Source organism: Kocuria sp. CPCC 205258 (assembly GCF_040981005.1).
In the GTDB taxonomy this organism is placed as follows: domain Bacteria; phylum Actinomycetota; class Actinomycetes; order Actinomycetales; family Micrococcaceae; genus Kocuria; species Kocuria rosea.
The window spans coordinates 205282-226057 of the sequence record NZ_JAVKPS010000004.1 but is presented as its reverse complement, the minus strand read 5'-3'; the positions used below and the strand labels follow the sequence as shown (position 1 = coordinate 226057).

Annotated in this window: 22 protein-coding genes, 1 tRNA gene and 1 riboswitch; of the genes, 22 read left to right on the top strand and 1 reads right to left on the bottom strand. The window is 75.5% G+C overall.

Annotated elements, in window-relative coordinates; genetic code table 11:
• Positions 1-33: 33 nt before the first annotated feature.
• From RF644_RS09390 to RF644_RS09320, 15 genes are all read left to right on the top strand, one after another.
• Positions 34-108, top strand: a tRNA-Val gene (locus RF644_RS09390).
• A 164-nt stretch (positions 109-272) separates the two neighbouring features.
• Entirely contained in the window at positions 273-1127 is an 855-nt protein-coding gene (locus RF644_RS09385) for a hypothetical protein (RefSeq protein WP_031283248.1), read from the top strand.
• 74 nt (positions 1128-1201) lie between these two features.
• On the top strand, positions 1202-1774 hold the full coding sequence (def, locus tag RF644_RS09380) for a peptide deformylase (protein WP_017833939.1): 573 nt from the start codon (positions 1202-1204) through the stop codon (positions 1772-1774).
• Positions 1775-1807: 33 nt separating this feature from the next.
• Positions 1808-2731, top strand: coding sequence for a methionyl-tRNA formyltransferase (fmt, locus tag RF644_RS09375; protein ID WP_368796321.1), 924 nt, complete (start codon positions 1808-1810; stop codon positions 2729-2731).
• Positions 2728-4317 (top strand): RsmB/NOP family class I SAM-dependent RNA methyltransferase, encoded by a 1590-nt coding sequence (locus RF644_RS09370; protein ID WP_368796320.1) that lies wholly within the window; start codon positions 2728-2730, stop codon positions 4315-4317. Before fmt ends, RF644_RS09370 begins: the two co-directional genes overlap by 4 nt.
• A 31-nt stretch (positions 4318-4348) precedes the next feature.
• Positions 4349-5014 (top strand): ribulose-phosphate 3-epimerase, encoded by a 666-nt coding sequence (gene rpe, locus RF644_RS09365; RefSeq protein WP_017833942.1) that lies wholly within the window; start codon positions 4349-4351, stop codon positions 5012-5014.
• A gap of 55 nt (positions 5015-5069) precedes the next feature.
• Positions 5070-5233: riboswitch (FMN riboswitch) on the top strand.
• Positions 5234-5350: 117 nt separating this feature from the next.
• Positions 5351-6409: a bifunctional diaminohydroxyphosphoribosylaminopyrimidine deaminase/5-amino-6-(5-phosphoribosylamino)uracil reductase RibD gene (gene ribD / locus RF644_RS09360; RefSeq protein ID WP_368796319.1), complete on the top strand. Its 1059-nt coding sequence runs from the start codon at positions 5351-5353 to the stop codon at positions 6407-6409.
• A gap of 90 nt (positions 6410-6499) precedes the next feature.
• Positions 6500-7177, top strand: coding sequence for a riboflavin synthase (locus RF644_RS09355; RefSeq protein ID WP_368796318.1), 678 nt, complete (start codon positions 6500-6502; stop codon positions 7175-7177).
• Positions 7177-7851 (top strand): 3,4-dihydroxy-2-butanone-4-phosphate synthase, encoded by a 675-nt coding sequence (gene ribB / locus RF644_RS09350; protein WP_368796403.1) that lies wholly within the window; start codon positions 7177-7179, stop codon positions 7849-7851. Before RF644_RS09355 ends, ribB begins: the two co-directional genes overlap by 1 nt.
• Entirely contained in the window at positions 7848-8645 is a 798-nt protein-coding gene (locus tag RF644_RS09345) for a GTP cyclohydrolase II (protein ID WP_368796317.1), read from the top strand. The genes ribB and RF644_RS09345 overlap by 4 nt, the downstream gene beginning before the upstream one ends.
• Positions 8642-9121 carry a 6,7-dimethyl-8-ribityllumazine synthase gene (gene ribH, locus RF644_RS09340; RefSeq protein WP_017833947.1) on the top strand — a complete coding sequence of 160 codons (480 nt, stop codon included), beginning with the start codon at positions 8642-8644 and terminating at the stop codon, positions 9119-9121. The genes RF644_RS09345 and ribH overlap by 4 nt, the downstream gene beginning before the upstream one ends.
• A 70-nt stretch (positions 9122-9191) precedes the next feature.
• Entirely contained in the window at positions 9192-9455 is a 264-nt protein-coding gene (locus RF644_RS09335) for a phosphoribosyl-ATP diphosphatase (RefSeq protein WP_017833948.1), read from the top strand.
• 60 nt (positions 9456-9515) lie between these two features.
• Positions 9516-10361 carry an ATP phosphoribosyltransferase gene (gene hisG / locus RF644_RS09330; protein WP_368796316.1) on the top strand — a complete coding sequence of 282 codons (846 nt, stop codon included), beginning with the start codon at positions 9516-9518 and terminating at the stop codon, positions 10359-10361.
• Positions 10362-10403: 42 nt separating this feature from the next.
• On the top strand, positions 10404-11168 hold the full coding sequence (hisF, locus tag RF644_RS09325) for an imidazole glycerol phosphate synthase subunit HisF (RefSeq protein ID WP_035924012.1): 765 nt from the start codon (positions 10404-10406) through the stop codon (positions 11166-11168).
• A gap of 325 nt (positions 11169-11493) precedes the next feature.
• Positions 11494-12498, top strand: coding sequence for a helix-turn-helix transcriptional regulator (locus RF644_RS09320; RefSeq protein ID WP_368796315.1), 1005 nt, complete (start codon positions 11494-11496; stop codon positions 12496-12498).
• A gap of 4 nt (positions 12499-12502) precedes the next feature.
• Here RF644_RS09320 and RF644_RS09315 read toward each other — a convergent pair whose 3' ends face one another.
• The gene (locus tag RF644_RS09315; protein WP_368796314.1) at positions 12503-13009 is read right to left on the bottom strand and encodes a hypothetical protein; all 507 of its coding nucleotides are present in this window, start codon (positions 13007-13009) and stop codon (positions 12503-12505) included.
• 150 nt (positions 13010-13159) lie between these two features.
• Here RF644_RS09315 and RF644_RS09310 point away from each other — a divergent pair, with 150 nt between their 5' ends.
• The 7 genes from RF644_RS09310 to trpB all read left to right on the top strand — a co-directional run bounded on the left by RF644_RS09310 (position 13160) and on the right by trpB (position 20731).
• The gene (locus RF644_RS09310) at positions 13160-13825 is read left to right on the top strand and encodes a Pr6Pr family membrane protein (protein WP_368796313.1); all 666 of its coding nucleotides are present in this window, start codon (positions 13160-13162) and stop codon (positions 13823-13825) included.
• Positions 13791-15293, top strand: a complete 1503-nt coding sequence (locus RF644_RS09305; RefSeq protein ID WP_368796312.1) for an AAA family ATPase — start codon at positions 13791-13793, stop codon at positions 15291-15293. Before RF644_RS09310 ends, RF644_RS09305 begins: the two co-directional genes overlap by 35 nt.
• A 78-nt stretch (positions 15294-15371) precedes the next feature.
• Positions 15372-15752 carry a phosphoribosyl-AMP cyclohydrolase gene (gene hisI, locus RF644_RS09300; protein ID WP_017833956.1) on the top strand — a complete coding sequence of 127 codons (381 nt, stop codon included), beginning with the start codon at positions 15372-15374 and terminating at the stop codon, positions 15750-15752.
• 53 nt (positions 15753-15805) lie between these two features.
• Positions 15806-17404, top strand: coding sequence for an anthranilate synthase component I (locus tag RF644_RS09295; protein ID WP_368796311.1), 1599 nt, complete (start codon positions 15806-15808; stop codon positions 17402-17404).
• A complete protein-coding gene (locus RF644_RS09290; protein ID WP_368796310.1) occupies positions 17397-17996 on the top strand; it encodes a Trp biosynthesis-associated membrane protein in 600 nt (199 codons plus the stop codon). Before RF644_RS09295 ends, RF644_RS09290 begins: the two co-directional genes overlap by 8 nt.
• Positions 17997-18192: 196 nt before the next feature.
• Entirely contained in the window at positions 18193-18456 is a 264-nt protein-coding gene (locus tag RF644_RS09285) for an HGxxPAAW family protein (protein ID WP_017833959.1), read from the top strand.
• 148 nt (positions 18457-18604) lie between these two features.
• On the top strand, positions 18605-20731 hold the full coding sequence (gene trpB / locus RF644_RS09280; RefSeq protein ID WP_368796309.1) for a tryptophan synthase subunit beta: 2127 nt from the start codon (positions 18605-18607) through the stop codon (positions 20729-20731).
• The last annotated feature ends 45 nt before the right edge of the window (positions 20732-20776 follow it).

Sequence of the window (20776 nt, the reverse complement as noted above, 5' to 3'; positions counted from 1 at the left end):
GCTTGACGGTCTCCCTCGGGAACCGCCGGTCGAGCGCGATTGGCGCAGCGGTAGCGCGCTTCCCTGACACGGAAGAGGTCACTGGTTCGATCCCAGTATCGCGCACCACCTGGAAGGCCCCGGCTCCACGAGCCGGGGCCTTCGTCGTGCCCGGACACGGCACCGCCCGCCGGGCGCCGTGTCCGAGGCGGTCGGTAGCCTGCGGGGCAGGACCCGGAGCACCGGGACCGCCCCGGGCCCCGGGGCGAGGCGAGGGAGAGGCGACGAGCAGCGTGACACAGCCCAGGCTGGCGGAACAGACCGAGTACGGGCGGATGTACGCGAGGTCCGTGGCGGACCAGGCGACCGTCCCCTCCATCACCACGGTCCTCTCCCGGGCCGCCACGGACCTGGACGGGTGGTACGGCTACTCCGCCGCGCAGGCCGCCGTGCGGGACGACCGGCTGCGCGCGGCCCTGGGCTCGCCGGCCCAGCTGCGCGCCGTGGTGCGCGACGCGGCCAAGGCGGCCGAGCGGCACCGCGACGAGGCCGCCGCGCGCGGGGACCGCGTGCACACCTACGCCGAGCAGATCGCCCTGCGGGCCCTCGGCCGGCCCCACCGGGCCGCGGAGGCGCGGGCCGCGCTGGCCGAGCACGGCGAGGAGCGCTTCGCCTCGCGCTTCGACGAGTGGTGGGACCTCTACGCCCCCGAGCCGCTGGCCGTGGAGGTCACGGTGTGGAACTCCACCGTGGGCTACGCGGGGACCCTCGACCTCGTGGCCCGGATCGCGGGCAAGGTGTGCCTGATCGACTACAAGACGAAGGGCACGGACCGGGACGGGCGCGTGAAGTCCCTGGACCCCAAGGTCGTGACCCAGCTCGTGGCCGGGCTCAAGGCGGAGGAGTCCCTCGTGGACGCGGACGCCGGCACCTGGGAGCCGTGGGCGTACGGCAGCGCGGACCTGCTGCTGGGCGTGGCGGTCGGCGAGACGGAGGTCGTGCCCGTGCAGGCCGTCCCGGCGGTGCTCGAGCAGCACTGGTACAAGTTCTGCGCCCTGCACCGGCTGTGGACCCAGGAGACGGCCCTCGCCGCGGCCGGCCCCGCCCTGCGCCCCGTGCCGCCGCCGCCGCTGCGCGAGCAGGCGTAGGCCGGGAGCGCCCCGCGTGCCCGCGGGGTGGCGGGCGGCCCGTAGACTTGCCGGGTCGAGAGCGAGGTCCCGCCATGTCCGTCCTGCCCATCCGCACCATCGGTGATCCCGTCCTGCGCACCCGCGCGGAGGAGGTCACGGCCTTCGACGACGCCCTGCGCCGGCTCGTCGCCGACATGCACGAGACGATGCTGGACGTCGGCGGCGTAGGCCTCGCCGCGCCCCAGGTGGGCGTCAGCGTGCGGCTGTTCACCTGGGCGGTCGAGGGCAGCGCGGGACACGTGGTCAACCCGGTCCTGGAGGTGGGCGAGGAGCCCCAGGAGGGCGGCGAGGGCTGCCTCTCCGTCCCGGGACTGGCCTACGACACCCCGCGCCGGAACTGGGCCCGGGTCACCGGCCTGGACCAGCACGGCGCCCCCGTGACCGTCGAGGGCACCGGCCTGCTGGCGCGCTGCCTGCAGCACGAGACCGACCACCTGGACGGGCGGCTCTACGTCGACCGGCTGACCGGCGCCGAGAAGCGGGACGCGATGCGGGCCATCCGCGCCGCCGGCTACGACGGCGTGGTGCGCGGCGTGGCCGGGCAGCGCGCCGCGCACGTCGGCACCTCCTTCGGCGCCGGCTCCTTCGGCGCCGGCCCGGCCTGAATCCCGCCCCCGTCCCCACCCGTCAGGAGAGCCGTGAAGATCCTCTACGCCGGCACGCCGTCCGTCGCCGTGCCGCCCCTGGTCCACCTGGCCGAGCGGCCCGACGTCGAGATCGTGGCCGTCCTCACCCGCACCGACGCCCCCGTGGGTCGCAAGAAGGTGCTCACCCCCTCGCCCGTGGCCGAAGAGGCCGGGCGGCGGGGCCTGCCCGTGCTCAAAGCCAACCGGGTGGACGCCGAGCTCACCGAGCGGATCCGGGGACTGGGCGCGGACGTCGCCGCCGTCGTCGCCTACGGGGCCCTGGTCCCGCAAGCGGCCCTGGACGCCGTGCCGCACGGCTGGATCAACCTGCACTTCTCCCTGCTGCCGCAGTGGCGCGGTGCCGCCCCCGTCCAGCGGGCCCTGATGGCCGGGGACACGGTGGTCGGGGCCAGCACCTTCCTGCTGGAGGCCGGCCTGGACACCGGGCCCGTCCTCGGCACGATGACCGACGAGGTCCGTCCCGACGACACGGCCGGGACGGTCCTGGAGCGCCTGTCCCGCACCGCGGCGCCGCTGTTGGCGGACTCCCTGCGCGCCGTGGTCGACGGCTCCGCGCGCCCGGCCCCGCAGCAGGGCGACGCGACCCACGCCCCGAAGCTCACCGCCGAGGACGGGCGGGTCCGCTGGTCGGACCCCGCCGTGGCCGTGGCCCACCGGGTGCGCGGGGCGACCCCCGAGCCCGGGGCGTGGACCCGGCTCGAGGAGCGCCGGCTCAAGCTCGACCTCGTGCTGCCCCGGCCCGACGTCCGAGACCTCGCGCCGGGCCGGTGCGTCCTGCGCGGGGACGCCGTGCTCGTGGGCACGGGTTCGTACGCCGTCCAGCTCACCCGGGTGCAGCCGGCGGGGAAGAAGACCATGGAGGCCACCGCCTGGGCGCGGGGCCGCAGCACGGAGGACGAGGTGGTGTTCCAGTGAGCGGGCACGAGGACAGGCAGGGCGGCGACCGGCGGGGCGACCGCGACCGGCGACCAGGAGGCCCGCGGCGCAACACGAGGGGCCACGAGCGCAACCGGCGGGCGCAGTCCGACCGCGCCTTCTCCTCGTCGGCGCCCGCGGGACGCACGCGGCGGGCCGATCCGGCCCGGCTGGCGGCGTTCGAGACCCTGCGCGCGGTGTCCGAGGAGGGCGCCTACGGCAACCTCGTGCTCCCCAAGCTGGTCCGGGCCCACCGCCTGGACCGGCGGGACGCGGGCTTCGCCACGGAGCTGGCCTACGGGGCGCTGCGCTGGCAGGGCACCTGGGACGCCGTGCTGGCCCGGTGCGTCGACCGCCCCCTGGGCGAGCTCGACGGCGCGGTGCTGGACGCCCTGCGCCTGGGCACCCACCAGCTGCTCGCGATGCGGGTGCCCGACCACGCGGCCCTCGACCAGACGGTGGGCCTCGTCCGGGCCGTCGTCGGCGCGGGCCCCGGCGGGCTCGTCAACGCGGTGCTGCGCAAGGTCGCGGCCCGGGACCTGCCCGCGTGGATCGCGGAGCTGACCGCCGACGCCGCCGACGAGACCGCCCGCCTGGGCCTGGCCCACGCCCACCCGGCGTGGGTGGTCCGGGCCCTGCGCCAGGCGCTCACCGCCCACGGGCGGGACGCCGCCGAGCTCGAGGCGCTGCTCGAGGCGGACAACGCCGCCCCCGTGGTCAACCTCGTGGCCCTGCCCGGCCTCGGCGACCTCGACGAGGCCCTCGTCGCCGGCGCGGAGCAGGGGACGCTCGTCCCGGGCTCGGCGCTGAGCAGCGGCGGCGACCTGCACCGGCTCGCCTCCGTCCGGGAAGGCGGGGTCCGCGTCCAGGACGCCGGGTCCCAGCTCGTCGCCCGCGCCCTGCTCACCGCCGGCCAGGACGCCGACGGCGGCGCCGGGGGCGGGCGCTGGCTGGACCTGTGCGCCGGCCCGGGCGGAAAGGCGGCCCTGCTGGCGGCGCTCGCCGACCGGCAGGGGGTGCACCTGACGGCCAACGAGGTGGCCCCGCACCGGGCCGAGCTCGTGCGCCGGGCCCTGCGGCCGGTCCCGGAGCGCGCCTGGACGGTGCGCACGGGGGACGGCCGCGCCGCCGACGAGCTGCTCGGCGGCCGCCCCGTCGAGGAGGCCGGCTTCGACCGGGTCCTCGTCGACGCCCCGTGCACCGGCCTCGGGGCGCTGCGCCGCCGCCCGGAGTCCCGCTGGCGGCGCACCCCCCGCGACCTGGCCGAGCTCGGGCCGCTGCAGCGGGAGCTGCTGCACGCCGCCCTGGACGTCGCCCGCCCCGGCGGCCTGGTCGCCTACGCGACCTGCTCCCCGCACGCGGCCGAGACCCTCGCCGTGGTCCAGGACGTGCTGGCCCGCCGCGAGGACGCCGAGCTGGTCGACGCCCTGGCGCCGGTCCGGGCCGCGGCCCTGCCCGGCAGCCTCGACGGGGACCGCGACCCGTCCCGCCCGTGGGCGGGGGAGTCCGGCCCCGCGACCGTGCAGCTGTGGCCGCACGTCCACGGCACGGACGCCATGTTCCTGGCCCTGCTGCGCAAGCGCTGAGCCCCCGACCGCCCGACCACCAGGAGTCCCCGTGCCCCGCACCTGCATCCACCCCTCGATCCTCTCCGCCGACTTCGTCAACCTCGAGACCGAGCTGGGCCGGATCGCCGCCGCCGACGCCGTGCACGTGGACGTCATGGACAACCACTTCGTCCCGAACCTGACGCTGGGCATGCCCCTCGTGGAACGGATCCTCGCCGTCAGCCCCCTCCCGCTGGACGTGCACCTGATGATCGAGGACGCGGACCGCTGGGCCGCGGGCTACGCCGAGCTCGGCTGCGAGTCGGTCACCTTCCACGCCGAGGCCGCGCGCGCCCCGCTGAAGCTGGCCCGCGAGCTGCGCGCCCACGGCGCCCGCGCCGGGATGGCCCTGCGCCCCGCGACCCCCGTGGAGCCGTACCTCGACCTGCTGCCCGAGCTGGACATGCTCCTGGTCATGACGGTGGAGCCCGGCTTCGGCGGCCAGGCCTTCCTCGACGTCACGCTGCCGAAGATCCGCCGGGCCGCCGAGGCGATCCGGGCCGGCGGGGGACGGGTGGCGCTGCAGGTGGACGGCGGGATCACCGAGGAAACCATCGTGCGGGCCGCGGAGGCCGGGGCCGACACGTTCGTGGCGGGCTCCGCCGTCTACGGCGCGGAGGACCCCGGGGCCGCGATCACGGCCCTGCGCGGGGCGGCCCGCTCCGCGCAGTCCTGAGCCGGCCGGCCGCGGGCCGCCGCGGGCACGCCCTGTGACATAATCGGGGCACGAACAACGTGTTCCGGGGTCGGTGGAAGTCCGAACCGGCGGTCACAGTCCGCGAACCGGACGACCACGTCCCTGCGGGCGCCCAGCGCCCGCACCGACGGGTCGCCCGGCCGAACCGGTGGAACTCCGGTACCGACAGTCACAGTCTGGATGGAAGGCAACACGTTCAACGGCCCTCGTGGCGTGCCGTCGACGGCACCCGCCACGGCGCCGTCCGGACCCGTGGGTCCCGACGGCGGCACCGTTGTCCTGCGCCCCGGTTCCGCCCCGGGAAAGGACGACGTGATGGACCCGCAGCACCGGACCGGCGACGACGCCGAGCGCTCGGTCATGCGGACCGCCCTGCACGCGGCGGCGCGCGGCCCGCGCGGGGCCAACCCCCTCGTCGGAGCCGTCCTCGTCGACGCCGAGGGGCGGATCCTGCACGTCGGCCACCACCGCGGGGCGGGCACCGTCCACGCCGAGGTCGACGTCCTGGATCGCGCCGGGTCCGCCGGCACCGACCTCCGGGGCACCACCATGTACGTCACCCTCGAGCCGTGCAACCACTGGGGCCGCACCGGCCCGTGCGCCGAGGCGATCGTGGAGGCCGGTGTGCCCCGCGTGGTCTACGGCGCCCCCGACCGCACCGCCGCCGCCGCCGGCGGAGCCGCCACCCTGCACGCCGCGGGCCTCGAGGTCCGCTCGGGGCTGCTGGCCGAGGAGGCCGAGCGGCTCAACGACCGCTGGGGCGAGACCGTGCGCGCCCAGCGCCCGTTCGTGACCCTGAAGGTCGCCCAGAGCCTCGACGCCCGGATCGCCGCCGCGGACGGGACCAGCCGGTGGATCACGTCGTCGTCGGCCCGCGAGCACGGGCACGACCTGCGCGCCCGCGCCGACGCGGTGCTCGTGGGCAGCGGCACGGTCCTGGCCGACGACCCCCGGCTCACCGCCCGCACCGGCGACGGCGGCGTGGTCCCGCGGCAACCCCTGCGCGTGGCCATGGGCCTGCGCCCCGTGCCCCGGGACGCCGCGATCCGCGGGACCGACGGTCGGTTCCGGCACGTCGCCACCCACGACCCCCACTCCGCCCTGGCCGAGCTCTACGACGCCGGCGTGCGCCACGTGCTGATCGAGGGCGGGGCCACCGTCGCCGCCGGCTTCCTGCGCGCGGGGCTCGTCGACGAGCTCAGCCTCTACCAGGCGCCCCTCGTGCTCGGGGCGGGACGGCCCGCCTTCGAGGAGCTGGGCATCGGCACCCTCGCGGACGCCTCCCGGTGGCGGCTCGACCCCGCCGGCGGCGGGCCCGTGCAGCAGCTCGGCCCCGACCTGTGGATCCACCTGCGGCCCGTCCCGCCGGACTGAGCGGACCAACGGCCCCGAAGACCGACAGACAGACAGACAGACAGACAGAGTCAGAGTCAGAGACCAAGACAGAGACAGAGGTAGCACCGCATGTTCACAGGAATCGTCGCCGGCCAGGGCACCGTGCGCTCGGTCGACCCCCGCCCCGACGGCACGAGCGCCCGCCTCCTCGTGGACGCCGGCCCGCTCGTGGCCGACCTGCCGCACGGCGGCTCCCTCGCCGTCAACGGGGTCTGCCTCACGGCCACGCGCACCGAGGAGATCGGCCCCGGGCAGTTCCTGGCCGACGTCATCGGCGAGACGCTCGTGCGCACCAACCTCGGGGCGCTGGCCGCCGGGGACACCGTGAACCTGGAGCGCTGCGTGCCCGCCGGCGGGCGGCTGGACGGGCACGTGGTCCAGGGCCACGTCGACGGCACGGGCACCGTCACGGTCCGCGAGGACCTGGGGGAGTGGGAGCGGGTCCGGATCGCCGTGCCCGCCGAGCTCGCCCCGTTCCTCGCCGAGAAGGGGTCGATCGCCGTGGACGGCGTGTCCCTCACCGTGACGGCGGTCAGCGCCCCCGGTGCCGGGGAGCACTGGTTCGAGGTCGGGCTCATCCCGGCCACCCTCGCCGAGACCACCCTCGGACGCCGCCCCGTCGGCGCGTCCGTCAACCTCGAGGTCGACGTCCTCGCGAAGTACGCCCAGCGCCTGCTGGCCTTCGCCCGGACCGACAGCACCCCGGCGCCGGAGACGGCCCGGACCACGGCAGGAGAAGGAGCATGATGCGGACCAGCAGCACCCACGAGGGGACCGGCCGCGGGGGCGACGGGGCGACCGGGGAGATCCGGCTCGACCCCGTGGGGGCGGCCGTCGAGGCCATGGCCCAGGGCCGGCCCGTCGTCGTCGTGGACGACGCCGACCGGGAGAACGAGGGCGACATCGTCTTCGCGGCCGAGCACGCCACGCCCGCGCTGATGGGCTTCACCATCCGGCACAGCTCCGGGGTCGTGTGCGTGCCCATGACCGGGGCGCGGGCCGAGGCGATGCGGCTGCCCCCGATGGTCGACGTCAACGAGGACTCGAAGGGCACCGCCTACACCGTCACGTGCGACGCCCGCCTCGGGGTGAGCACCGGCATCAGCGCCGCCGACCGCGCGCTCACCGCCCGGGTGCTGGCCGACCCCGCGGCCGGGCCCGGGGACATCACCCGGCCCGGGCACGTGCTGCCCCTCCGGGCCGCCGAGGGCGGGGTCGCCGTGCGCCGCGGGCACACCGAGGCCGCCGTCGAGCTGTGCTCCCTCGCCGGGCTCGAGCCGGTCGGCGTGATCGCCGAGCTCGTCCACGACGAGGGCGAGATGATGCGGCTGCCCGCCCTGCGCGCCTTCGCCGACCGGCACGGCATCCCGCTCGTGAGCATCGAGGACCTGGCGGCGCAGCTGCAGGAGGACCGCCGATGAGGCCGGACGCCCCCCTGGTCAGCTCCGAGCCCGTGGTGGTGCCCACGCCCGAGGGCCGGTTCGAGGTCATCGGCTGGCAGCTGCCGGGCGGGCCCGGGGACGCGGTCGCCGAGCACCTCAGCCTCACCGCGCCCTCCTCGGACCGCGTGCCCGTGGGCCGGCCCCCGCTCGTGCGGCTGCACTCCGAGTGCCTCACGGGGGACGTCTTCGGCTCCTACCGGTGCGACTGCGGGCCCCAGCTGCACCTGGCGCTGCGCCGGATCTCCGACGACGGCGGCACCCTCATCTACCTGCGCAACCACGAGGGCCGGGGGATCGGGCTGGTGAACAAGCTGCGCGCCTACAAGCTCCAGGACGGCGGGGCGGACACGGTCGAGGCGAACGAGCTGCTCGGCCTGCCCGCCGACGCCCGGGACTACACCGCCGCGGCGGCCATCCTGCACCGGCTCGGGCTGACCCGGATCCGGCTGCTGAGCAACAACCCCGTCAAGGCCGAGCGCCTGGCCGACCTGGGGATCGAGGTGGTCGCCATGGTGCCCAACGAGGTGCCGGCCCGCCCGGAGAACCACGACTACCTCGTGACCAAGCGGGACCGCATGCGGCACCGCCTGCGCCACGTCGACGACCCCACCGCCCACCGCGGCCCCGCGGCGGAGCCCGGCGGCCGGGCCGACCGCACCACCGACCGCACCACCGACCGCACCACCGATCGCACGACCGACCGCACGTACGACAGCACCACCGACAGCACCACCAACGGCACCACCAACGGCACAGGAGACCACACCCCATGAGCGGACACGGCGCCCCCGACATCGACCTCAGCACCGACGACGCGAGCGGCCTGCGCGTCGCCGTCGTCGCCTCCAGCTGGCACACGGAGATCATGGACGGGCTGGTCGACGGCGCCCGCCGCGCCCTCGCCGACGCCGGCGTGCGGGACGCGCCGGTCGTGCGCGTGCCCGGCAGCTTCGAGCTGCCCGTCGCCGCGGCCCGCCTCGCCCCGGGCCTCGACGCCGTGGTGGCCCTCGGCGTGGTCGTGCGCGGCGGCACCCCGCACTTCGACTACGTGTGCTCGGCGGCCACCCAGGGCCTCACGGACGTGTCGGTGCGCACCGGCGTGCCCGTGGGCTTCGGCGTGCTCACGTGCGACACCGAGCAGCAGGGCCTGGACCGCGCCGGGCTCGAGGGTTCCCAGGAGGACAAGGGCTACGAGGCCACGGCCGCCGCGGTGCGCACCGCGCTGCTGCTGCGCTCCCTCGGGGTCTGAGCCCCGCCCCGCGGGGCGTACGGGCCCGCGCCGGTCCGGAGGCCGTCGCGGACCCATTACCCTGGTAGTCGTGAAAACCTTCGAGACCCTCTTCGCCGAGATCAGCGACAAAGCCGTGACCCGACCGGAGGGCTCCGGCACGGTCCGGGAGCTCGACACCGGCGTGCACGGCATCGGCAAGAAGGTCGTCGAGGAGGCCGCCGAGGTCTGGATGGCCTGCGAGTACGAGACCTCGGAGCAGGCCGCGGAGGAGATCTCGCAGCTGCTCTACCACGTGCAGGTGATGATGGTCGCGAAGGGCCTGCGGCTCGAGGACGTCTACCGCCACCTCTGAGCGCCCCGCCGCACCGTCCGTCCCCGCCCCACCGAACTCCCTGAGCCGAGAAGGAACCCCATGCTGCGTGTCGCAGTGCCCAACAAGGGCGCCCTGTCCGAGTCCTCCGTCACCATGCTCAAGGAGGCCGGCTACCGGCAGCGGCGGGACTCCCGCGAGCTGGTGCTCGTGGACCCCGAGAACAACGTCGAGTTCTTCTACCTGCGCCCCCGGGACATCGCGGTGTACGTGGGCGGGGGCATCCTCGACGTCGGGATCACCGGCCGGGACCTGCTCCTGGACTCCGGGGCCCACGCCGACGAGGACCTGGGGCTGGACTTCGCCCGCTCCACGTTCCGGTTCGCGGGCCCGGCGGGCGAGTTCTCCTCGATCGCCGAGCTGGCCGGGAAGCGCATCGCCACGAGCTACGACGGCCTGCTGCGCGACTACCTCGCCGAGCAGGGTGTGGAGGCCTCTGTGGTCCGCCTCGACGGCGCCGTGGAGTCCTCCATCCGGCTGGGCGTGGCGGACGCGATCGCCGACGTCGTGGAGACCGGCAACACCCTGCGCGCCGCGGGCCTGCAGGTCTTCGGCGACCCCATCATGACCTCCGAGGCGCTGCTCATCCGCAGCCGCGCGGCCGGGGAGCCCGAGGGCCTCGCCGTGCTGCGCCGGCGCCTGCAGGGCGTGCTCGTGGCCCGGCAGTACGTGCTGATGGACTACGACGTCGCCGAGGAGTACGTCGAGGCCGCCACCCGGATCACCCCCGGCATGGAGGGGCCCACCATCTCCCGGCTCGGCCGCGGCAACGCCTGGGCCGTGCGCGCCATGGTCCCCAAGTCCGAGACCAACAAGGTCATGGACGCCCTCTACGACGTCGGGGCACGCGCCATCCTGGTCTCCCCGATCCAGGCCGCCCGGATCTGACCCCCTTCCCGCCCCATCCCCGCAGCCGAGGAGGTGCCGCCCGTGGGCGTTGCCGTACGTGTCATCCCCTGCCTGGACGTCGACGCCGGTCGAGTCGTCAAGGGAGTGAACTTCGAGAACCTGCGCGACGCCGGTGACCCGGTGGAGCTCGCCAAGCGCTACAACGAGGCCGGTGCGGACGAGCTGACGTTCCTCGACGTCACGGCGTCCTCGGCCGCCCGGGCCACGACCTTCGACGTGGTCTCCCGCACGGCCGAGCAGGTCTTCATCCCGCTCACGGTGGGCGGCGGCGTCCGCGCGGTCGCCGACGTCGACCGGCTGCTGCGCTGCGGCGCGGACAAGGCGTCCATCAACACCGCCGCGGTCGCCCGGCCCGGCGTGATCGACGAGATCACCGGGCACTTCGGCAGCCAGGTGCTCGTCCTCTCCCTCGACGCCCGCCGCACGGGCAACACGCCCTCCGGCTTCGAGGTCACGACCCACGGGGGGCGCACGCTGACCGGTCTCGACGCCCTGGACTGGGCGCAGGAGGCCGAGGACCGCGGCGTGGGGGAGATCCTGCTCAACTCCATGGACGCGGACGGCACCCAGGCGGGCTTCGACCTGGAGATGATCCGGGCCGTGCGCGCCCGGGTGCACGTGCCCCTCATCGCCTCCGGCGGCGCGGGCGCCCCCGAGCACTTCCCGCCGGCGGTGGACGCGGGCGCTGACGCCGTGCTCGCCGCCTCGATCTTCCACTTCGGTCCCGTGCACGCGATCGCCGAGGTCAAGGACGCGCTGCGCGCGGCCGGCCACGAGGTCCGCTGAACGGCCCCGTGGTCCGGGACGTCCACCGGGCGTAGAGTCGACAGTGAGCTGACGACAGTCGCTCGACAGGCCGACCCGAAGGAGAATCCACCGTGGGACTGAACAGCATCATCAGGAGCTTCACCGGACGTGCCGGGGGGACCGCCGGCCGTCCCGCCGGCGGACGCCGGGGCACCCGCGGAATGAACGCCGCCGGACAGGCGGGCGCGGGCAGGAGCGGCCGCGGTCTGGGCGGCAAGCTGCGAGGCCTCCTCAACCGCCGATAGCGCACCGCACGAGGGGCGGCCCCGGGACGGGGCCGCCCCTGCACATGCCGAGGACATCCATGACCACGAACGAGACGTCCGCGCCGGGAGAGGACTCCGGCCCCGCGGCGGACCCGGTCCGCCGGACGTCGTTCGCCACGAACGACGCCGACCGGGGCATCGCCGCCATGTCAGAGCTCTACACGGGCCTCGGCATGCGCTCGCCCACCGACGGCTCGTTCGAGCTACGCATGGCTGCGGCCTCGACGGGTCCGCTCCTGGCACACCGGTTCCGGCTGTCCACCTCGGAGTCCTCCGGCACGGGCGACGTCTCGGGCACGTACTCGGTCGTGCACGTGCTGACCGGGCGGCTGACGGTCAGCTCCGGGAAGGAGCGCATCGGCACGACCCTGCCGTTCCTGCTGCCCCAGGGACTGTACGGCGGCCGGTGGGACGGGCTGCTGGAGCTGAGCACCGTGGTCCTGGACGCCCGCTCGGTCGAAGAGCTCGCGCGCGACCTGCTCGGCGCGCCGGACTTCGCGCTGCGCTTCACGGGCAGCACGCCCGTGTCCGCGCAGATGACGCGGCACTGGCTGGCCCAGGTCCGGCACTTCCACCGGGACCTGCTGCCCAACGCGGAGGCGCTGCGCACGCCCCTGGTGCGGGCCGAGGCGTTCCGGTCGCTGGCCGGTGCCCTGCTGCACTGCTTCCCGAACACCTTCCTGGGGCAGCCGGCGCCGTCGGAGAGCGCCCCGGCGCTGCCGGCGCAGGTGCGCCGGGCGGTCGCCTTCGTCGACGAGCACCTGCACGAGGACGTGGGTCTCGCCGAGATCGCCGCGGCGGCACGGATGAGCCCCCGCGGGCTGCAGGCCGCGTTCCGCCGGGAGCTCGGGCGCACCCCCGTCGGCTACCTGCGGGAGGCCCGCCTGGATGCCGCCCGGCAGGAGCTGCTCCGGGTCGACCCGGCCGGGGGCGTGACGGTCGCGGCCGTCGCCGCCCGCTGGGGCTTCGGCCATCCCGGGCGCTTCGCGACCGCCTACCGGGCCAGGTTCGGGGAGCCGCCCGGCGCCACACTGCACCGCTGAGACCTCAGGCTCGGTCCCCGTCCCGGCAGGTCTCCTCCAGCCAGTCCCGCACCGGGACGAGCGCCTCGTCGAGCGCCTGCCCGTCGAACCGTGCCGAGGGGTCCTCCGCCAGGTCCTCCCCGTAGGAGTCGACCAGCAGCTGAACCCGCGCGTAGTCCGCGGCCAGCGCCGGAGGAGCGGCCCCGCGCACGGACTCGACCTCGTCCTCGACGTCCTGCACCTCCGCCACGGTCGGGCCCGCCGACAGTCCGGCCGGCAGCAGCGCGAGCACCAGGAGGTCGTCGGCGACCGCCGCGCACGCCTCCCGGCGGTTCGGATAGGCGCCCCACGTGACGTCCGTGGCGGGAGCGGTCGACGCAGCGGGGGAGGCCGGGGACGCCGTCGCCGTGGGGGACCCGGCCGGCGGGCCCGGTGCGCCGGGGCTCCCGCAGCCGCACAGCACCGCGACGACGAGCGCGGCCACCGCCGTGCCGGGGGCGGCGCGCCGCCCCGTCGCCGTCCTGGGATGCATCGTCTCGGTCCCGCCCGCCGTCGCCGCTCTGGTCCTGCTCCCACCATAGGCGCCGCCGACCCGACCCGGCAGGGCCACGGGCGGGCGGGCACGGCCTGCGGGTGCCTGAACTCCTATCCTGGAGCCCGGAGGGCCGGGAGGAGGACGCACGTGCGAGTCGTCGTCGTCGCCGCCCGGGCCTGCGCCCTGGCCGTCGCGGTCTGGGCCCTGGTCTCCCGGGCGGACTGCGCCTTCGTGACGCGCACCTGCCTGGGGTCGAACCTGTTCAGCTACTTCACGGTCCACAGCGCCGTGCTGCTGATCCTCGCCGTGCTGCTGGCCCTCCTGCACACCGCCGCCGGGGCGCGGGAGCCGGGCTGGCTGACCGGGCTCCGGGCGATGGCCACCACCTACACCGTGGTCTCCGGGGCGGTGTTCGGGGTGCTGCTGGCCAACGCGGAGCTGTTCGGCCACCTCTTCCTCGTCCCGCTGTCCTCGCAGGTGCTGCACTTCGTGCTGCCGGTCTACGCCGTGGCCGACTTCCTGCTGTGCCCGGGCCGCCGGCGGCTGCGCTGGGCCGCCACCTGGGCGTCCACCGTGTTCCCGGCGCTGTGGGCCGTGTACACCCTGGTCCGGGGGCAGCTGGTGGGCTGGTACCCGTACTTCTTCCTCGACCCCGCCCTGGTGGGCGGCTATCGCGCGGTGGGCACCTACGCCCTCGGGCTGTCCGTGCTGATCCTCGCGGTGTCCTTCCTGACCGTCGCCGCCACCCGTCTGCCCACCGTCCCGGTAGGGTCGGCCCATGGACGACTCCTCTCCCGCCGGCCCGCTCCCTGATCCGGACGACGCCCAGCTCCTGCGCTCGGTCCGGCGCCTGGTGGACCGCCTCGCCGCCCTGCCGCCCGAGCGCGGGGACGAGCCCACGCCGCTCGGGCGGCACCTGTCCGCGGTGCTCGGCGCGGACGTGCGGACCCTGCCCGTGGTCCAGGAGGACTTCGCCCCGCACCGCCTGGCGGACGTCGACATCGCCCTCGCCGAGCTGGCGGGGGACGGGCCGGGCTCCCTCCTCGGCGTCAGCGGCGGCCGGAGCCGCGACGACCTCGGCCTCGCCGAGCTGCTCACGGCCCCGTACTCCGGGGCCGACATCGGCCCCGTCGACTACGCGACCCGGGCCACGGGCCCGGCCACCGGGCGGCAGGTCGTCGCGTTCGGCATCCGGTGCCTCACCGTGGACGGGGTGCCGGTGGCCGTGCTCCAGCGCATGCCCCGGCCCGAGTACGGCCGGCCGCAGGTGGTCCTGGAGGTGCTCGCCGCGGACCCCGCCGTCTGCGGCACGTTCCTCGCCCGGCTGCGGGCGCTGATGCTCGAGCGCAGCGTGCTGCGCGGCCAGGTGCTCTCGTTCGCCGCCACCGAGTACGGCAGCGAGGCCGGGGCCACGTTCCTGCCGCGCCCGCACGTGCCCGCCGACGAGATCGTGCTGCCCCCGGGCCTGCTGGAGCAGGTGGTGGGGCACGTCGTGGGCATCGGGGAGCACCGCGACGCGCTCCGGGCCGCGGGCCAGCACCTCAAGCGCGGGATCCTGCTCCACGGCCCGCCGGGGACCGGCAAGACCCTCACGGTCCGGCACCTGCTCTCCGTCACCCCGGGGACCACGGCGATCCTGCTGACCGGGTCGGGCCTGCACCTCATCGGGGCCGCCGCCGAGGTGGCCCGCACCTTCCAGCCGTCGATCGTGGTGCTCGAGGACGTCGACCTCGTGGCGATGGACCGGGACCTCGGGCCCGGGCCCCAGCCGGTGCTCTTCGAGGTGCTCGACGCCCTGGACGGGCTCGACGGCGACGCCGACGTCGCGTTCGTGCTCACGACCAACCGCGTGGCCGTGCTGGAGCGGGCGCTCGCCGAGCGCCCCGGGCGCGTGGACCTCGCGGTCGAGGTGCCGTTGCCGGACGCGGACGCCCGGTCCCGGCTGTTCCGGCGGTACGCGGGGGAGCAGCGGTTCTCCGCCGCCGCCCTCGACGCCGCGGCGGCGCGCGCGGAGGGGACCACCGGCTCCTTCCCGAAGGAGCTGGTCCGCCGGGCCGTCCTCGCGGCGGCGGTCCGGGGCGAGGACGCGGCGGACGCGGACCTGTCCGCCGCCCTCGACGAGCTCCTCTCCGGTCGGGAGGCGCTGACCCGCCGGCTGCTCGGCCACGCGGACACCGGGGGGTCCCCCGACGAGTACGAGGACACGGACGAGGACACGGGCGAGGACACGGGCGAGGACACGGACGGGCTCCGGTGGTGCGCCCGGCCGGAGGCCCCCTGACGGCTCCGGAGGTCCCCGGCGAACGCCGGGGGACGCCGGGGGCCGGGCCGCCCGGACAGGTCGATAGGATGGGTGGCGATGAGCGAGCAGACCCCCGACACCGGAACCGACGTCCTCGACCCCGCCGTGGCCCGGCGGCTCAAGCGCGACCCCTCGGGCCTCGTGGCCGCCGTGGTGCAGCAGCACGACACCCTCGAGGTGCTCATGCTGGGCTGGATGGACGACGAGGCCCTGCGCCGCACCCTCACGGAGGGCCGCGTGACCTTCTGGTCCCGCTCCCGCCAGGAGTACTGGCGCAAGGGCGACACGTCCGGGCACGTCCAGGCCGTGCACAGCGTGAGCCTCGACTGCGACGGCGACGCCCTCCTCGTCCGGGTCGACCAGACCGGGGCGGCCTGCCACACCGGCACCCGCAGCTGCTTCGACGGCCGCGACCTCGGCGCCGTCGCCGCCGTCTGAGTCCCGCCACCCTCCTCCCTCCCGTCCGCCACCAGGAAGTCAGGTCGACACCCATGCAGGACCTGGGCAGCATCAGCCCCACGCTCGAGGAGTTCCGCGCGCTCGCCGCGGAGCGCCGCGTCATCCCCGTCCGCGTCAAGATCCTCGCGGACGCCATGACCCCGATCGGTCTCTACCGGGCCCTCGCCCTCGAGGACGGGGCGGCCCGGGCGGGCACGTTCCTCCTCGAGTCCGCCGCCGAGGGCGGCGTCTGGTCCCGCTACTCCTTCATCGGCGCCGACTCGCGGGCCACGCTCACCGCCCGGGACGGAGAGGCGCACTGGATCGGGCAGGCCCCGGCCGGCGCCCCCACCGGCGGCAACCCCGTCGAGGCGCTGCGGGACACCATGGCGCTGCTGCACACGGAGCGCTTCGAGGACGTCCCCCCGCTGACCTCCGGGCTCGTGGGCTTCGTCGGCTGGGAGGCCGTGCGCCGCTGGGAGAAGCTCCCGCACCCGCCGGAGGACGACCTCCGCATCCCCGAGCTGGCCATGAACCTGGTCTCGGACATCGCCGTCCACGACAACACGGACGGCACCGTGATGCTCGTGGCCAACGCGATCAACTTCGACGACACCGACGAGCGCGTCGACGAGGCCTGGGCCGACGCCGTGGACCGGGTGCACGCGATGCTGGAGCGGCTCGCCCGGCCCCTCGGCCACGGCACGGCCTCGACGCTCACCGGCAGCGACGAGATCCGGGGGGACCTGGAGTCCAAGGTCGACCAGAGCTGGGACCGCACCCTGTTCATGAACTCCATCGTGGAGGGCAAGAAGGCCATCGTGGACGGGGACATCTTCCAGGTGGTCGTCTCCCGGCGCTTCGAGACCGGGTGCACGGCCGACTCCCTCGACGTCTACCGCATGCTGCGCGCCATCAACCCCAGCCCGTACATGTACCTGTACAGCTTCGAGGACGCCGGCGGCCGTCCCTTCTCGATCGTCGGCTCCTCCCCGGAGGCGCTCGTGACCGTCACGGGGGACCAGGCGGTGACCCACCCCATCGCCGGGTCCCGCCCGCGCGGGCGCACCGTCGAGGAGGACCTCGCGCTGGAGCGGGACCTGCTCCAGGACGAGAAGGAGCGCTCCGAGCACCTCATGCTCGTGGACCTCGCGCGCAACGACATCTCCAAGATCGCCGTCCCGGGCTCGGTGGAGGTCACGGAGTTCATGGAGGTGGAGCGCTTCAGCCACATCATGCACCTGTGCTCCAACGTCGTCGGCCGGATGCGCCCGGACGCCACCGCCTACGACGTGCTCGCCGCGACGTTCCCCGCCGGCACCCTCTCCGGGGCGCCCAAGCCCCGGGCCCTGCGCCTGCTCGACGAGTACGAGCCCCTGCGCCGCGCCGTCTACGGCGGCGTGGTCGGCTACCTCGACTTCGCGGGGGACATGGACATGGCCATCGCCATCCGCACGGCCCTGCTCGTCGACGGCAAGGCCTACGTCCAGGCCGGCGGCGGGATCGTCGCGGACTCCGACCCCGAGACCGAGGCCCTCGAGTCCCTCACCAAGGCCACCGCACCGCTGCGAGCGGTGCTGCTCGCCGAGCGGTTGCACGCCCTGGACCTCGACCGGGTGGCCGTGCCGGAGACGGGCGCCGGGCGTGCCTGAGGCCAGCGGCTCCCGGCGGGCGGCGCTGTCCCGGCGGTCCACGGTGGTGCTCGCCACCCTGGTCGCCGCCCTGGCCGTGTTCGCCTGCTCGGCCGCCACCTGGGTCTCCGCCACGGTGCAGACCACGCTCGAGCCCGTGACCGTGGACGTCGCCGGGTCCGACGCGGCGCCGGCCGTCACCGCCCTCGGGCTCGTCGCGGCCGCCGGCGCCCTCACCACGGCGATCTCCGGCCGGGTGCTGCGCACCGTGGTCTCCGTGGTGGTCGTGCTCGCCGGCCTCGGCGCCCTGGCCGCGTCCGTGGCCGTGCTGGCCGATCCGGCCGGGGCCGCGCAGACCGCCGTGGGCGAGGCCACCGGCATGATCAACGCCGGCGGCGACTTCGCCGTCACCGCCTGGCCCCCGCTCGCGGCGGCCGCCTCGGCGCTCGTGGCGCTGTGCGGCGCCTGGGCCCTCGTGGCCGGCCGCACCTGGACCGCGGCCCGGCGCTACGAGCGCTCCGGGGCGGACGGGCCCCCGGCCGGGACGGCCCGCTCCGGCGACGAGATCGACTCGTGGGACGCCCTCACCGAGGGCCGCGACCCCACCGCCTGAGCGCCCTGTCCGCCCCGGGGCTCCGGGCGCGCCGCGGCGGGGCAGCGGGCGCCCCCGGGCCCCGTGGGGCGTGCGCGGGCGCGGCCCGAGGGGTGGCACAATGGGACGGGACAGACTGTCAGCAACCGCCGCGCCCCGCCGGGGCCGTGCGCGCGGAGCCGGCTGGCTCCGGCAGGGAAATCGGGAGTGCAACAACATGGCAAACGGAAACGAGATCGTCCTCGACCACACCGGCTTCGTGGGGCACGGCAACACGCTGGCCGCGTGGGTGACCGTCGGCATCATGTCGGTGGGCGTCATCGTGGGCGTGGTGGGCTTCACGGTGGGCAGCACCGCCCTGCTGATCGCGGGCATCGTGCTGGTCGTCGTCGGGCTCGTCGCCGGCGCCGTGCTGAGCAGGATGGGCCACGGCAGCGGCTCCGAGCAGCGCAAGCACGAGGCGCGCCAGCACCAGGGCTGAGACCGGGCCGGCGCGGGCCGGCCCCGGCAGCGCGGCACGCGCACGGGCCGACCGGTCCCCGGAAGGGACGGGTCGCCGTCCCCGCCCGGTCCGGGCGCGGCCCACGAACGCACCAGCGCGGCCAGCGCCGCCGAGAGGACAGGAAACCATGTCGCAACAGAGCACCGGGACGGTCCTGGACGCCATCATCGAGGGCGTCCGGGCGGATCTCGCGGAGCGCCGTGAGCACGTCGGCCTCGACGAGCTCCGCCGGGCCGCCGCACAGCGGCCGCCGGCCCTGGACGCCGAGTCGGCGCTCCGGGGACCCAGCGCGGACGCCGTGCAGGTCATCGCCGAGGTCAAGCGCTCGAGCCCCTCCAAGGGCGCGCTGGCACCGATCGAGGACCCGGCGCGCCTGGCCGCGGCCTACGAGCACGGCGGGGCCTCGGTGATCTCCGTGCTGACGGAGCAGCGACGCTTCAACGGCTCCCTGGCGGACCTCGACGCCGTGCGCGCGGCCGTGGGGGTGCCCGTGCTGCGCAAGGACTTCACGGTCGACGAGTACCAGATCTGGGAGGCGCGCGCCCACGGGGCCGACCTCGTCCTGCTGATCGTCGCCGCCCTCTCCGACGACGAGCTGCGCCGCTTCCTCGCGCTGACCCACGAGCTGGGCATGCACGCCCTGGTGGAGACGCACACGCCCGAGGAGATCGAGCGGGCGGTCGCCGTGGGCGCGCGCATCGTGGGCGTCAACGTCCGCAACCTCAAGACCCTCGACACCGACGTCGAGACCTTCGGCCGGCTCGCCGGCCTCCTGCCCCAGGACGCGGTGATCGTGGCCGAGTCCGGTGTCGAGGGCGAGGAGCAGATCGCCCTCTACGCCTCGCACGGGGCCAAGGCCGTCCTGGTCGGCGAGGCCCTCGTGCGCAGCGCCGAGCCCGCGTCCACCATCGCGGCCTTCCGCGCCGCCGGTGCCGCCGCGCGCGCCCGGCGGCACGTCCCCGAGACCGAGGCGGAGGCCGTCGCCGCGGAGGCCGCCTCCCTGCGCGAGGCCCCCGGGCCGTACTTCGGGGACTTCGGGGGCCGGTGGATGCCCGAGTCCCTCATCGCCGCCCTCGACGAGCTCACGGACGTGTTCGAGAAGGCGAAGGCCGACCCGGAGTTCATCGCGGAGTTCCAGCGGCTCTCCCGCGACTACTCGAACCGGCCCTCCCTGCTCACCGAGGCCCAGCGCTTCGCCGCCGAGGCCGGGTGCCGGATCTTCCTCAAGCGGGAGGACCTCAACCACACCGGCTCGCACAAGATCAACAACGTGCTCGGCCAGGCCCTGCTGGCGCGCCGGATGGGCAAGACCCGGCTGATCGCCGAGACCGGCGCCGGCCAGCACGGCGTGGCCTCGGCCACCGCCGCCGCCCTGTTCGGCATGGAGTGCGTGGTCTACATGGGCGAGGAGGACACCCGGCGCCAGGCCCTCAACGTCGCGCGCATGGAGCTGCTGGGCGCCACCGTGGTGCCCGTGACCAACGGCTCCCGCACGCTCAAGGACGCGATCAACGAGGCCCTGCGGGACTGGGTCGCCTCCGTCGAGCACACCCACTACCTGCTGGGCACCGCGGCGGGGCCGTACCCGTTCCCCGCGATGGTCCGCTACTTCCACGAGCAGATCGGCGAGGAGACCCGCGAGCAGATCCTGGCCCAGGCCGGGCGCCTCCCGGACGCCGTCGCGGCCTGCGTGGGCGGCGGGTCCAACGCGATCGGCATCTTCCACGGCTTCCTGGACGACCCCTCGGTGGAGCTCTACGGCCTGGAGGCCGGCGGGGACGGCGTGGAGTCCGGACGCCACGCCGCCACGATCTCGCTGGGCCGTCCCGGGGTGCTGCACGGCGCCCGGACCTACCTCATGCAGGACGAGGACGGGCAGACGCTCGAGTCCCACTCGATCTCCGCGGGCCTGGACTACCCGGCCGTGGGCCCCGAGCACTCCTACCTGCACGACATCGGGCGGGCGCGCTACGAGGCGATCACCGACGTGGAGGCGATGGAGTCCTTCCGGCTCCTGTGCCGCACCGAGGGCATCATCCCCGCCATCGAGACCTCCCACGCCCTGGCCGGCGCGCTGAAGATCGGCCGGCGCTGGGTGGAGGAGCTCGGGCCGGAGGCGGCCGCGGAGAAGATCATCGTGGTCTCCCTCTCCGGGCGGGGCGACAAGGACGTGGCGACCGCCGCGGAATGGTTCGGGATGCTACCGGACGACAGCGCCGAGGCCGAGCTCGGCGAGAAGGGCGAGCGACTGTGAGCACCACCCGACACGAGACCCCCGGGGCGGACCTCGCCTCCCGCC

Coding starts and splice junctions, on each gene's coding strand:
- def (WP_017833939.1), top strand. CDS start 1,202: ATGTCCGTCCTGCCCATCCGCACCATCGGTGATCCCGTCCTGCGCACC.
- ribD (WP_368796319.1), top strand. CDS start 5,351: ATGGACCCGCAGCACCGGACCGGCGACGACGCCGAGCGCTCGGTCATG.
- RF644_RS09355 (WP_368796318.1), top strand. CDS start 6,500: ATGTTCACAGGAATCGTCGCCGGCCAGGGCACCGTGCGCTCGGTCGAC.
- ribB (WP_368796403.1), top strand. CDS start 7,177: ATGCGGACCAGCAGCACCCACGAGGGGACCGGCCGCGGGGGCGACGGG.
- RF644_RS09345 (WP_368796317.1), top strand. CDS start 7,848: ATGAGGCCGGACGCCCCCCTGGTCAGCTCCGAGCCCGTGGTGGTGCCC.
- ribH (WP_017833947.1), top strand. CDS start 8,642: ATGAGCGGACACGGCGCCCCCGACATCGACCTCAGCACCGACGACGCG.
- hisG (WP_368796316.1), top strand. CDS start 9,516: ATGCTGCGTGTCGCAGTGCCCAACAAGGGCGCCCTGTCCGAGTCCTCC.
- RF644_RS09320 (WP_368796315.1), top strand. CDS start 11,494: ATGACCACGAACGAGACGTCCGCGCCGGGAGAGGACTCCGGCCCCGCG.
- RF644_RS09315 (WP_368796314.1), bottom strand. CDS start 13,009: ATGCATCCCAGGACGGCGACGGGGCGGCGCGCCGCCCCCGGCACGGCG.
- RF644_RS09305 (WP_368796312.1), top strand. CDS start 13,791: ATGGACGACTCCTCTCCCGCCGGCCCGCTCCCTGATCCGGACGACGCC.
- hisI (WP_017833956.1), top strand. CDS start 15,372: ATGAGCGAGCAGACCCCCGACACCGGAACCGACGTCCTCGACCCCGCC.
- RF644_RS09295 (WP_368796311.1), top strand. CDS start 15,806: ATGCAGGACCTGGGCAGCATCAGCCCCACGCTCGAGGAGTTCCGCGCG.
- RF644_RS09285 (WP_017833959.1), top strand. CDS start 18,193: ATGGCAAACGGAAACGAGATCGTCCTCGACCACACCGGCTTCGTGGGG.
- trpB (WP_368796309.1), top strand. CDS start 18,605: ATGTCGCAACAGAGCACCGGGACGGTCCTGGACGCCATCATCGAGGGC.